The sequence below is a fragment of the Achromobacter sp. 46006 genome (assembly GCF_059761975.1).
In genome coordinates this window covers 67,041-78,831 of the sequence record NZ_JCBANN010000004.1, presented here as the reverse complement: position 1 = coordinate 78,831, position 11,791 = coordinate 67,041, and the positions used below count along the sequence as shown (strand labels likewise).

Here is an 11,791-nt window from a genome sequence, read left to right as displayed (position 1 = left end):
CGGAATCAGCAGGCCCAGCCAAGGCTGAAGCCGGCGGTGAGCGAGTCGGTCATGAAGCCCCTGGGCCTGGAGAGCGGCATGCCGGCGAAGAGATCCCAATGGAATCCCTTGGCGCCGCCGCGCAGGCCAATGACCGCGCCGGCCAAGTTGCGGCCCTGCAGCCAGCGGGTGGACGGGCCGCCGACATGGCCGTAGTCGGCGCCGAAATAGAGTTCCTGGCCGGCGCCGAGCAGCAGACCGATTTCGTTGCGCCAGATCCAGCCGCGCTCGCCCATCAGGGTCAGCTCGCCGTCGAACCCGCGCACGCTGTAGCGCCCGCCGATGGAGAAGCGATCCTGGGGCACCAACGGCGTGCGATCCCATTGCGCGCGCCAACTGCCGATGTAGCGGGCGCGTTGCGACCCGAGCGGCAGGGGAACCAAGAGCTGGGCGCTGGCGGTGATGACCTTCATTCGGGAGCTGCCTTCGCCGAAGTCTTCCTCGGGCGCAGGCATCGCGTTGAAAGCACCGGTGCCGCGCCGGTAGGCCAGGTTCGCATCGAGCGTGCTTTCGCCCAGGTATTCGCGGTGCGTCAGGCCCAGTTCCCAGCCGCCGGTGCGACGGCGCTGGACCTCGATTTCCGTATCGTCGATGAAGTTGTTCGACCTGCGCATCCAGCCGCGGCCGTAGAGGGAGGTCTTGCGGGTGGCATCGCGATGGATGAGCCGCGACAGGCGCAGTTCGGCGTTGTCGCTGGTGCCGCTGTAGACATAGTTCTGGCTGTAGCCGGCGACGGTCTGGCGATACCCATAGCCGCTGGCCGTGGCGCTTAGCGCCCAATAGCCATGGGGCAGGCTGTAGTGCGCGGTGTAGCCCCTGGTGCCCTTGCGGTTGCCGTTGAACACGTCATGGTTGAGGCTGGCGTAGAACAGGTCGTTCAGCATGAGGAGGTCGTCAAGGGAGACGGTCAACTCCCCCTGGAGCCTGCCGGTCGCCTTGCTGCCGGCGTCATCCAGGGACGCGGACACACGGATCGGGGGCGAGCGCTGCCGCCAGGCGATGACCAGGTCGCTCTCGCCGGGGCGGGCATCTTCGCCATCGGCCGGGACGATCTGGATGTCCGCCTCTGCCGTCGGCACGCGCTTGAAGTTCTCCAGCGCCTGTTCGACGTCGCGCAGATTGAGCAGGTCGCCGCGCCCGACCGGCACGGCGTTCGAGGCCGTGGCCCGGCGTGATGTGCCGGGCGCGAAACGAATGGCGCGGATGCGGCCCGGCACGACGGTAAGCGTCAGCGTGCCGCCCGTAAGATCCTGGGGCGCGGCGAGGATGCGGGTGGTGACGAACCCCCGCGCAACGACGGCGTTCTGCACGCGCGTCATGACCACGCTGATGCCCTTGGCGCCGAGGCAGCGCCCCGTGGCGGCATCGTTGTCGGGATCGGCGGCGTTCAGGGCCCAGACAAACCGCCCGGCATCCTCGCCATCGAGGCGAATGCGGCCAATCGGGAAACATGGCGTCTCGTCGCGCGGCAACAGATCCGGCGACGGCGCGCGCGCCGGCTGCGCCCGAACACTCGGCGCCGCTTCCTGTTGCTTGCGCAGTATCCGCTCGCGCTCCTGCTGACGCAGCAGTTCCTGCGCGGCGCCAGCCTGCGTCTGTGCGGACGCCGATACCATGAACAGCAGCAGGCTGAACGAGATCCATGCCCGCTGCCACAACCACCCGACCATCCTCCCCCCTTTATATCCGTGCGCAGTAATGCTTCGGGATTGGATGGCGGTAAGGCGGATATTGGGACGCGGAGAGCCCGCTTGTCAGACTACACGTTAGCTGTCACTCGTGATTTCGGATCACATAACCTATTGACGGTAAACGGCGGCAGCGCCTCAGGCTTCATGCCCGGCACGGGAAAGCGGCAACCAACGAAACAGCGCCCGAATGAACTGACCCCCGGAAGCTGGACTCAAATCCAACCTTCGGGGGTCAGTTCAGAAGGCGCTTTTTTTGGCTGCCGGCGCAGCCCCGGTCAGCCGCGTCCGACGAACGGCATGTTGGTCGCCATGATCGTCATGAACTGGACGTTGGCTTCCAGCGGCAGGCGCGCCATGGCGGCCACGGCCTGGGCCACATGGGCCACGTCCATGCGCGGCTCGACCCTGGTGCTGCCATCGGCCTGCAGGATGCCGGCGGCCATGCGTTCGGTCATTTCGGTGGCCGCGTTGCCGATGTCGATCTGGCCGCAGGCGATATGGTATGGGCGGCAATCGAGCGAGATCGATTTGGTCAGGCCGGTCACCGCATGCTTGGTGGCGGTGTAGGCAATCGAGAACGGCCGCGGCGCATGCGCCGAGATCGAGCCATTGTTGATGATGCGGCCGCCCTGCGGCGCCTGCGCCTTCATCACGCGGATCGCGGCCTGCGCGCACAGGAACATGCCGGTCAGGTTGGTGTCGACCACCTCGCGCCAGAGGGCGACCGGCAATTCCTCGATCGGCATGGCGGGAGCGCCACGGCCGGCGTTGTTGAACAGCACGTCGAGCCGGCCGTATTCGCGCTGCGTCGTATCGAACAGCTCGCGCACCGCCTGTTCATCGGATACGTCCGTCGGCACCACCAGCGCCCGCACACCGTCTTCGCCCGCCGCCGTGCGCGTGGCTTCGAGCGGTTCGCGGCGACGGCCGGCCAGCACCACGCGATACCCCTGCGCCAGGAATTCCAGCGCCACCGCCCGGCCTATGCCGGTGCCGGCCCCTGTGACCAGCGCGACGCGCGGCGGTTCGATCTCGTTCGTGTGCATCGGATGCTCCTTGTTATCGATCGGCGAAATGCTAACCGAATCGATCTGGACGTGGTGCAAGCGAACGTTCCATTCGCTACGCGTGAATTACCGGCCCGGCATGGGGCGTTACACGTTGCGCGCGCGCAATCGCGGCGGTAACGCTTTGCGCTGTCACAAATTTCCATATAATTTTGGGAAATTAACTTATTACCAAAATCCGATAACCGGGGAGTCTCCCATCATGGCACTACGGCCCTTTTCCGCTGTCCGCTGGGCAAGCTCGCTGGCCCTGGGCGCCGGCGCCCTGGCCGCGCTGCCGGCCCACGCCGCGCCCGACGGACAGCAGATCAGCACCCAGGGCGCCAACGGCGCGCCCGCCTGTATGACCTGTCACGGCGCCCATGGCGAAGGCAACCCCGCCGGCGGCTTTCCGCAGTTGGCGGGCATGGGCGCCGCGTACCTGGCCGAACAACTCGAGGCCATGGCCAACGGTGGCCGGGTCAGCCCGATCATGGCGGCCACCGCCAAGGCGCTGGACCCAGCCCAGCGCCAGGCGGTGGCCGAGTATTACGCGGGCCTGCCTTCGCCCCTGAACATCGATCGGCTGGCCGCCACCGCCCTGCATCCAGTCAAGCCCGACAATACCGGGGCCTGGCTGGCGACGCGCGGCGCCTGGGACAAGAATGTGCCGGCCTGCAACCAATGCCATGGCCCGGGCGGCATTGGCGTGGGCGCCAACTTCCCCAGCCTGGCGGGCCAGCCGGCGGCCTACATCGCCGGCCAATTGCGCGCCTGGCGCCAGGGCCAGCGCCCGCCAGGTCCGCTCGGCCTGATGCCGGCGGTCGCCACCCGCCTGACCGACGCCGAAATCGACGCCGTGTCCGCCTACTATGCCGGCCTGCCCAAGGCCGCCGACCAGCTTGCCGCGCAAGCCAGCGCCGCGGGAGCCAAGCAATGAGCCACGTCCCCTCTCGATTCGCCCGCCTACTGCTGTTGGCCGCCGCCCTCGCGCCCGGCGCCGCCGCCATGGCCGCCGATACACCGCCCGCATTCACCCCGCCAAGCGCCGCCTCGCTGCCCGACACCGAATTCGGCCAGGTCGTGCGCCAGGGCGAACAGATCTTCCTGCACACGCCGCAGAACGCCAGCAAATTCGTCGGCAACAACCTCAACTGCGTCAGTTGCCACCTGGATGCCGGCCGCCGTCCCGACTCGGCGCCGATGTGGGCGGCCTACGTGCTGTACCCCGCCTATCGCGCCAAGAACGGCCACGTCAACACGCTGGCCGAACGCCTGCAAGGCTGTTTCCGCTTCAGCATGAACGGCAAGCCGCCCGCGGCCGACGACCCGGTCCTGACGGCCTTGCAGACTTATATGTTCTGGCTGGCCAGCAAGGCGCCCACCGGCGTGCGGCTCGAAGGCCAGGGCTACCGCAAGCTGCCCAAGCCGGCGCAAAAGGCCGACTACGTACGCGGCAGCCAGGTCTACGCCCAATATTGCGCGGTCTGCCATGGCGCCGAAGGCAAGGGACAGAAGAACGGCGACCATTGGGTCTTCCCCGCGCTGTGGGGCGCGGATTCGTTCAACTGGGGCGCCGGCATGCACCAGATCGGCAATGCCGCCGGATTCATCAAGGCCAACATGCCGCTCGGGCAGGCTGGCATGCTGAGCGACCAGGAAGCCTGGGACGTGGCCTATTTCATGAATGCGCACGAGCGGCCGCAGGATCCGCGCTATACCGAATCGGTGGCCAAGACCCGGGCCAAGTATCACGACTCCGACGATTCGCTGTACGGCATCGAGGTCAATGGCCATCTGCTCGGCAGCGACTCACCGCCGTCCGGCGGCAAGCTGAGGCAGGCCGCGGCGCGCTGACCCCGCGCGCCCGGCCGCTCCAGGGCCGCCGGGCGCACGGGATTTTCCGCGGTTGCCGGGCGCCTCGGCCACGTCCCGCCGAGCCCCCCGGCACCACGGCCGTGGCGGGGATTTTCCCTGCCGCGGCGCGCGATTTGCTATTCTTCGGGTCTCGGCATCACACGCTCGTCACATTCATGCACGCCACTTCCGGCAATGTCTTCATGGTCGTCGCCCCCAGCGGGGCCGGCAAATCCAGCCTGGTCAAGGCCTTGCTGCAGCAAGACCCGTCCATCCTACTGTCCGTTTCCTGCACCACCCGCGCGCCGCGTCCCGGCGAAGAAGACGGCCGCGAATACCGCTTCATCGGCACCGACGAATTCAAGCAGATGCGCGACGAGCAGCGCCTGCTGGAATGGGCCGAGGTGCACGGCAATTTCTACGGCACGCCGCGCGACCGCATCGACGAAGCCACCCGCGAAGGCCGCGACGTGCTGCTGGAGATCGACTGGCAGGGCGCGCGCCAGGTGCGCCAGCGCTTCCCCGCCGCAATCGGCATTTTCGTGCTGCCGCCATCGATCGAAGAACTCGAAAGCCGGCTTAAGGCGCGCGGCCAGGATGCGCCCCAGGTGATCGCGCGCCGGCTCATGGCCGCCGGCGGCGAAATCGCGCACGCGCCGGAATGCGAATATGTTATTATTAATCAAGAATTTAGCGTGGCCTTGTCGGAACTGACTCAAATCGTCAGCGCCGCGCGGCTGCGCTTTTCGTCTCAGGCCATCCGCCACGCCGAATTGTTCGCGCAACTCGGCATCCCGGCAGCCCACTGAAACGAAACCGCATTCTCCCTATCCTCCATCAGCACCAGGTGTCCTAATGGCTCGCATTACCGTCGAAGACTGTCTGAACCAGATTCCCAACCGTTTCAAGCTCACGCTGGCCGCCACCTACCGCGCCCGCGAGCTGGCGCAAGGCCATGCCCCGCGCCTGGACAGCAAAGACAAGCCCACGGTCACTGCCCTGCGCGAAATCGCGGGCGGCCTCACCGGCGTGGAAATGCTGCGTAAAGTTCCCACCTGATCTTTTCCGGGGGGCGGCAAGCAATAGCTTTTCCCGGGCTGAAATACGCTTCATCAGGTCTGCTTGCCGCACTCCGTGCGGGTTCCCGTCTGGGACGCCGCACGGGCAAAAAAGACAAGCACTCCGCCACACCATCCTCCGTCGCCGCGCAAGAAGCGGCGGAAACGACTGCCTCGCCGGTCGCCTCGTTGGCGCCGCTGACCGAAATCATCGGCAGCTATCTCGACAAGAAAGATGTAGAACGCGTGCGCGAAGCCTACCGCTTCGCCGACCAGGCGCACCTGGGCCAGTTCCGCGCCAGCGGTTCGCCCTACATCTCGCACCCCATCGCCGTCACGGAAATCTGCGCGGGCTGGAAGCTCGACGCGAACGCGTTGTCCGCCGCCCTGCTGCACGACGTGATGGAAGACCAGGGCATCGCCAAGCACGAGCTGGCCGAAAAGTTCGGCCCTGAAGTCGCCGAGCTGGTCGATGGCCTCTCCAAGCTGGACCGGCTCGATTTCGCCACCAAGGCCGAGCAGCAGGCCGAGAGTTTCCGCAAGATGCTGTTGGCGATGGCGCGCGACGTGCGCGTCATCCTCATCAAGCTGGCCGACCGCCTGCACAACATGCGCACGCTGGACGCGGTCAACCCCGAAAAGCGCCGCCGCATCGCCCGTGAAACGCTGGATATCTACGCGCCCATCGCGCACCGGCTGGGCCTGAACCTGTTGTTCCGCGAGCTGCAGGACCTGTGCTTCGCGGCCATGTACCCGAACCGCTACCAGGTGCTGTACAAGGCCGTGCTGGCCGCGCGCGGCAACCGCCGCGAGGTGATCGGCAAGATCGCCGACTCGGTGCGCGCCGCGCTGCCGGCCGCCGGCATCGAGGCCGAGGTCACCGGCCGCGAGAAGACGCTGTACGGCATCTACCGCAAGATGGTCGACCAGAAGAAGTCGTTCTCCGACGTGCTGGACATCTACGGTTTCCGCGTCATCGTCCACACGCTGCCCGAGTGCTACCTGGCGCTGGGCACGCTGCACCAGCTCTACCGGCCGGTGCCCGGCAAGTTCAAGGACTACATCGCGATTCCCAAGGTCAACGGCTACCAGTCGCTGCACACGACGCTGGTGGGCCCCTACGGCACCCCGGTGGAATTCCAGTTCCGCACCCGCGACATGCACCACGTGGCCGAGGAAGGCGTGGCTTCGCACTGGCTGTACAAGGGCGCCGACCTGACGCTCAACGACCTGCAAAAGCGCACCCACCAGTGGCTGCAATCGCTGCTCGACATCCAGAGCCAGACCGGCGATTCCGGCGAATTCCTCGAACACGTCAAGGTCGACCTGTTCCCGGATGCGGTCTACGTCTTCACCCCGCGCGGCAAGATCATCTCGCTGCCGCGCGGCGCGACGCCGGTGGACTTCGCCTACGCCATCCATACCGACATCGGCAACCAGGCGGTGGCCGCCAAGGTCAACGGCGAGTTCGTGCCGCTGCGCACGGAACTGAACAGCGGCGACACGGTGGAGATCGTCACCTCGCCCGCCTCGCGCCCGAACGCGCAATGGCTCAACTACGTGCGCACCGGCCGCGCCCGCTCGGAAATCCGCCACTACCTGCGCACCGTCAAGTACGAGGAATCGGTGGCCTTCGGCGAGCGCCTGCTGGGCCAGGCCCTGCAGGAATTGCACATGCCGCTGCCGGCCACCGACGACCCGGCCTGGCAGAAACTGGCGCGCAGCACCGGCGCCAGCTCGCGCGAGGAAATCCTGGCCGACATCGGCCTGGGCAAGCGCCTGGCCGCCGTGGTGGCGCGCCGCTTCGCGCCGGAGCATCAACTGGTGGCCACCACCGCCGCCGCCGTGGACGAACTGACCTCGGCCCGCAGCGCCCCGATCCTGATCCAGGGCAACGAAGGCCAGGCGGTGCAACTGGCGCCGTGCTGCGGCCCGCTGCCCGGCGACCCGATCATCGCCGGCATGCGCCTGGGCCATGGCCTGGTGGTGCATACCGCCGACTGCCCGGTGGCCATGCGCCAGCGCCTGCGCGAACCGGAACGCTGGATCAACGTCGCCTGGGATGCGCACACCGCCAAGCACCTGGCCACGCGCCTGGACATCGTCACGCGCAACGAGCGTGGCGTGCTCGGCCGGCTGGCCGCGGAAGTCACGGCGGCCGACGCCAACATCATGCACGTCACCATGCACGATGACGCGGTTGCCACGGTGTCGCTGCACCTGACCATCCAGGTCGACAGCCGCAAGCACCTGGCGCAGGTGATTCGCGCCATCCGCCATGTGCCGCAGGTGCAGAAGATCGTCCGGGTAAAGGGCTAAAGGCGGGGAGCCCACCCCCGAAGCGCTGCGCGCTTCCCCCTCAAGGGGGCATGTCTACGGACCGGCGGAGCCGGATCCGTGACACCCCGCTTGGGCGCGGTTCAGGGGCGATACTCGCTCAGGCCACGTGTTGCAGGAAGTCCTTCAGGCGCTGGCTGGGCGGATTGTCCAGCAGCTCGGCCGGCGGACCGTCATGCGCGATCTTGCCGGCGTCGATGAAGATCAGGCGGCTGCCGACCTTGCGCGCGAACTCCATTTCGTGCGTGACCACCACCATGGTCATGCCCTCCTCGGCCAGGTCGCGCATCACCTTCAGCACTTCGTGGCGCAGTTCGGGGTCGAGCGCCGAGGTCGGCTCGTCGAACAGCATCAGCTTGGGCTTGATGGCCAGCGCGCGGGCAATCGCCACGCGCTGCTGCTGGCCGCCCGACAATTCAGACGGGTAGTGGTTCATGCGCTCGCCCAACCCGACCTTGCGCAGCAGTTGCTCGGCCAGTTCGCGCGCCTCGTCGCGGCTCTGGCCGCGCGTGTGCACCGGCCCGAACATGACGTTCTGCAGCGCGGTCATCTGCGGGAACAGATTGAACTGCTGGAACACCATGCCGGCCTCGCGGCGGATCTCGCGGATCTGCGCGGCCGGACCGTTGACGCTCAGGCCATCGACCAGCAGGTCGCCGCCATTGATGGTCTCGAGCACGTTGATGCAGCGCAGGAAGGTGGACTTGCCGGAACCGGACGGCCCGACCACCACGACCACCTCGCCGGCGTCGATATTGAGCGAGATGCCATCCAGTACCGTGGACTCGCCGAACGTCTTGGTGACGTCATGAAACTCAACCATGCTCATAGTATGCGCATCCTCTTTTCCACCAGGTGCAGGATCAGCGCCATCGTGCCCGTCAGGATCAGGTAGACGATGGCGATGGCCGACCAGATCTCGACCGCGCGGAAGTTGCTGGCCATGATTTCCTGGCCCTGGCGGGTCAGTTCCGCGACGCCGATCACGATGAACAGCGACGAATCCTTCAGGCTGATGATGCACTGGTTGCCCAGCGGCGGAATCATGCGGCGAAACGCCACCGGCCCGATGATGTGGAACAGGATCTTGTGGAACGGCAGGCCCATGGCCTGCCCGGCTTCCTTCAGGCCCTTGTGCACCGACAGCAGCGACCCGCGCACGATTTCGGAAATATAGGCGCCCGAATTGATGATGAGCGTGACAATGGCCGCCCATTCGGCATCCACCCGGATGTTCGCCAACAGCGGCAAGGCGAAGTAAATGAACATCACCTGCACCACGATCGGCGTGCCGCGGATCACCGCGACATACACCTGCGCGATGCCCGACAGTATCGGGTGCCCGTAGGCCCGCGTCACGCCGGAGAGCGCGCCCAGCAGAAAGCCGCCGACCAGGCCCCAAAAGGTGATCTTGATCGTCATCTGCGTACCCACCCACAGGTTGGGCAACGCATCCATCACTACTTTCCAGTCAAAATCCACGATTACCCCTCAATGGCGCGCCTCGCGCGTCGCCTCATGGCGGGAACGCCCGGCGCCGCAAGCGACTCGGGGCCGCCCCGTCCCGGGCCCGGCGTCGCCGCAGCGAAGCGCCAGGGCCCCAGACTGCCGGGCGGCCCCGAAATGCAACATCGATCCGACGCGGAAGCTCAAGGCTTCTTGCCGAACCACTTCTCGTAGATGGCGTCGTACTGGCCGTTGGACTTGAGCGTGGCCAGGGCCTTGTTGACCTTCGGCACCAGATCGCTGCCCTTGGGGAAAGCGATGCCGTAGAAGTCGCCGCTCTTGACCGAGCCGACCACCTTGACGCGGCCCTTGCCCGCCGTGTTGGCGTAGTACTGGACGTTGGGGGTGTCGTGCACGGCGGCGTCGACCCGGCCGGTGGCCAGTTCCAGGTAGGCGTTGTCGATGTTGGGGAACAGCTTGAGCTTGGCGTCCGGCACCTGCGCCTTCAGGAAGTCCACGGTGGCGGTGCCGGTCTTGACGGCGACCGTCTTGCCAGCCAGCGACTTGGCATCCTTGATGTCGGTGTTCTTGTCGCCGACCAGGATGGCCAGGCCGCTTTCGTAGTAGGGATCGGAGAAATCGATCACCTTCTTGCGGTCGTCGCGGATGGTGATGCCGGCCAGCGCGGCATCGATGTTCTTGGTCTGCAAGCCGGGGATAATGCCGTTGAAGTCCATCGGCTGCAGCTTGTACTTGAGGTTCAGTTCCTTGGCGATGGCCGCCCACAGGTCGATGTCGAAGCCGGTATAGGTGTTGCCCTGCTTGAACTCGAACGGCACGAAAGCGGTGTCGGTGGCCACCACCAATTCCTTGCCTTGGGCATAAGCGCCGGAGGCGGCGCCGAACATGGCCACGGACAGGCCGACCAAGGCGGCGGCGACTTTACGTTTAATCATGAAACTCTCCTCTTGGGGCTGATCGCGCCCGGGGTTGTAGTTGGAACATGATGCGCGGGCCGCGCCGGGATCGCCGGAGCAACTTACAGGGCATGTTAACGCATCCGTCCCCACCGCAGAGAGCTTAGAAAAATTACAATCCGCATGACACCCGGAGAATCCCCATGCCCTACAAGTATGTACGCATCGCCGGCAACCGGCGCCAGGCCGGCGTGGCCCTCGGCAAACTGGCCCGCCCGCTGATGGCGACCTACCTGGACCAGAGCGCCACCTGGAAAGCGCTGCGCCCCTGGCGCGGCCATCCCTACCTGGACGAGCTGGGGCAACAGGCGCAGGCCAACCTGCCCGCGATCTGGGAAGAACTGGAAGGATTGGCCGAGGGGCTGGACATGCCGCTGGCGGACGTGCTGCTATGGAATTGCCGCGGCGACCTGCTGCACAGCAGCGGCAGCGGCGATGGCTGCACCTCGGTAGCGCTGAAGGCGGTGGACGGCACCCGCTGGATCGGCCACAACGAGGACGGCGATCCGTTCCTGTACGGCCGCTGCCATCTGGTCGACGTGGCGCTGGACGACGCGCCGGGCTACCTGAGCTTCTATTACCCGGGTTCCCTGCCCGGCCATACCTTCGGGGCCAATCGCGCCGGCCTGGTGCAGACCATCAACAACCTGCGCACCCGGCAACGTCATGCCGGCGTGCCGCGCATGCTGCTGGCGCGCGCCGTGCTCGACTGCGCCACGCTGGACGAAGCCGTGGCGCTGCTGCGCGGCACCTCGCGGGCGGGCGGTTTTCACCATACGCTGGGCTCGGCCGCCGACGCCCGCATCTTCAGTGTCGAGGCGGCGCCGGGCAATGCGTCCGAGCTGGAGATCGGCACCCGCTACGGCCATGCCAACCACATGGTGCACCAGGGCAGCCGCGGCCAGACGCAGATCATCACCGACTCGTCGCGCGAGCGCCAGCGCCGCATCGAGGGCATCGTCGACACCTGGTCGCCCGCCACCGGCGGGACGGACCTGCTGACGGCGCTGCATGACACCGAGGGCGAATTGCCGATCCTGCGCACCGATCCCAAGGACCCGGACGGCGAAAACACGCTCGCCACCGCGATCTTCGAAATCGGCGATGGCGAGGTGACGCTGCGGGTCTACGATCGCAAGCCGAAGGCGGATATCGTCCTGGATGTGATGAACGATCCGGAGTAGGAATACTTGCGCGCAGAACCGCGCGCAAGTATTAGCAATGCACTGAGGTGCTAGCCAATGAACGTCAGGGGGCCCTCTCCTTCACGACGGTTCTTGGTGTGCAAGGCATGCAGGTGACCTCACGCAATTCCGGCAAATCTCGGATCAAATCCAATC

Annotated in this window: 11 protein-coding genes; 6 read left to right on the top strand and 5 right to left on the bottom strand. The window is 66.4% G+C overall.

From position 1 onward, the window contains the following. Positions 1-5: 5 nt before the first annotated feature. Both AC6LKG_RS03615 and AC6LKG_RS03610 read right to left on the bottom strand, forming a co-directional pair. The gene (locus AC6LKG_RS03615) at positions 6-1,709 is read right to left on the bottom strand and encodes a ShlB/FhaC/HecB family hemolysin secretion/activation protein (protein ID WP_498162784.1); all 1,704 of its coding nucleotides are present in this window, start codon (positions 1,707-1,709) and stop codon (positions 6-8) included. A 296-nt stretch (positions 1,710-2,005) separates the two neighbouring features. Then, positions 2,006-2,776 carry an SDR family oxidoreductase gene (locus tag AC6LKG_RS03610; protein ID WP_498162783.1) on the bottom strand — a complete coding sequence of 257 codons (771 nt, stop codon included), beginning with the start codon at positions 2,774-2,776 and terminating at the stop codon, positions 2,006-2,008. 223 nt (positions 2,777-2,999) lie between these two features. On the opposite strand from AC6LKG_RS03610, the gene AC6LKG_RS03605 reads away from it, so the two are divergent. From AC6LKG_RS03605 to AC6LKG_RS03585, 5 genes are all read left to right on the top strand, one after another. After that, positions 3,000-3,716 carry a c-type cytochrome gene (locus tag AC6LKG_RS03605; protein WP_498162782.1) on the top strand — a complete coding sequence of 239 codons (717 nt, stop codon included), beginning with the start codon at positions 3,000-3,002 and terminating at the stop codon, positions 3,714-3,716. Further along, complete coding sequence (locus AC6LKG_RS03600; RefSeq protein WP_498162780.1) at positions 3,713-4,633, top strand: c-type cytochrome; 921 nt, start codon at positions 3,713-3,715, stop codon at positions 4,631-4,633. The genes AC6LKG_RS03605 and AC6LKG_RS03600 overlap by 4 nt, the downstream gene beginning before the upstream one ends. A gap of 176 nt (positions 4,634-4,809) precedes the next feature. Then, a complete protein-coding gene (gene gmk / locus AC6LKG_RS03595; protein ID WP_498162778.1) occupies positions 4,810-5,442 on the top strand; it encodes a guanylate kinase in 633 nt (210 codons plus the stop codon). Between the two features lie 46 nt (positions 5,443-5,488). After that, positions 5,489-5,692 (top strand): DNA-directed RNA polymerase subunit omega, encoded by a 204-nt coding sequence (rpoZ, locus tag AC6LKG_RS03590; protein ID WP_006219679.1) that lies wholly within the window; start codon positions 5,489-5,491, stop codon positions 5,690-5,692. 23 nt (positions 5,693-5,715) lie between these two features. Next, a complete protein-coding gene (locus AC6LKG_RS03585; protein WP_498162905.1) occupies positions 5,716-8,010 on the top strand; it encodes a RelA/SpoT family protein in 2,295 nt (764 codons plus the stop codon). A 118-nt stretch (positions 8,011-8,128) separates the two neighbouring features. Here AC6LKG_RS03585 and glnQ read toward each other — a convergent pair whose 3' ends face one another. The 3 genes from glnQ to glnH all read right to left on the bottom strand — a co-directional run bounded on the left by glnQ (position 8,129) and on the right by glnH (position 10,430). Beyond that, positions 8,129-8,857 (bottom strand): glutamine ABC transporter ATP-binding protein GlnQ, encoded by a 729-nt coding sequence (gene glnQ, locus AC6LKG_RS03580; protein WP_498162777.1) that lies wholly within the window; start codon positions 8,855-8,857, stop codon positions 8,129-8,131. Continuing rightward, a complete protein-coding gene (gene glnP, locus AC6LKG_RS03575; RefSeq protein ID WP_498162775.1) occupies positions 8,854-9,510 on the bottom strand; it encodes a glutamine ABC transporter permease GlnP in 657 nt (218 codons plus the stop codon). The genes glnQ and glnP overlap by 4 nt, the downstream gene beginning before the upstream one ends. 167 nt (positions 9,511-9,677) lie before the next feature. Next, on the bottom strand, positions 9,678-10,430 hold the full coding sequence (gene glnH / locus AC6LKG_RS03570) for a glutamine ABC transporter substrate-binding protein GlnH (RefSeq protein ID WP_498162773.1): 753 nt from the start codon (positions 10,428-10,430) through the stop codon (positions 9,678-9,680). A 164-nt stretch (positions 10,431-10,594) separates the two neighbouring features. Here glnH and AC6LKG_RS03565 point away from each other — a divergent pair, with 164 nt between their 5' ends. After that, positions 10,595-11,635, top strand: coding sequence for a C45 family autoproteolytic acyltransferase/hydrolase (locus tag AC6LKG_RS03565; protein WP_498162772.1), 1,041 nt, complete (start codon positions 10,595-10,597; stop codon positions 11,633-11,635). Positions 11,636-11,791: the final 156 nt, after the last annotated feature.

What these genes read in the sequence shown, in the direction of transcription:
- AC6LKG_RS03615 (WP_498162784.1), bottom strand. Translation starts at nt 1,709, where the DNA reads ATGGTCGGGTGGTTGTGGCAGCGGGCATGGATCTCGTTCAGCCTGCTG.
- AC6LKG_RS03610 (WP_498162783.1), bottom strand. Translation starts at nt 2,776, where the DNA reads ATGCACACGAACGAGATCGAACCGCCGCGCGTCGCGCTGGTCACAGGG.
- AC6LKG_RS03605 (WP_498162782.1), top strand. Translation starts at nt 3,000, where the DNA reads ATGGCACTACGGCCCTTTTCCGCTGTCCGCTGGGCAAGCTCGCTGGCC.
- AC6LKG_RS03600 (WP_498162780.1), top strand. Translation starts at nt 3,713, where the DNA reads ATGAGCCACGTCCCCTCTCGATTCGCCCGCCTACTGCTGTTGGCCGCC.
- gmk (WP_498162778.1), top strand. Translation starts at nt 4,810, where the DNA reads ATGCACGCCACTTCCGGCAATGTCTTCATGGTCGTCGCCCCCAGCGGG.
- rpoZ (WP_006219679.1), top strand. Translation starts at nt 5,489, where the DNA reads ATGGCTCGCATTACCGTCGAAGACTGTCTGAACCAGATTCCCAACCGT.
- glnQ (WP_498162777.1), bottom strand. Translation starts at nt 8,857, where the DNA reads ATGAGCATGGTTGAGTTTCATGACGTCACCAAGACGTTCGGCGAGTCC.
- glnH (WP_498162773.1), bottom strand. Translation starts at nt 10,430, where the DNA reads ATGATTAAACGTAAAGTCGCCGCCGCCTTGGTCGGCCTGTCCGTGGCC.
- AC6LKG_RS03565 (WP_498162772.1), top strand. Translation starts at nt 10,595, where the DNA reads ATGCCCTACAAGTATGTACGCATCGCCGGCAACCGGCGCCAGGCCGGC.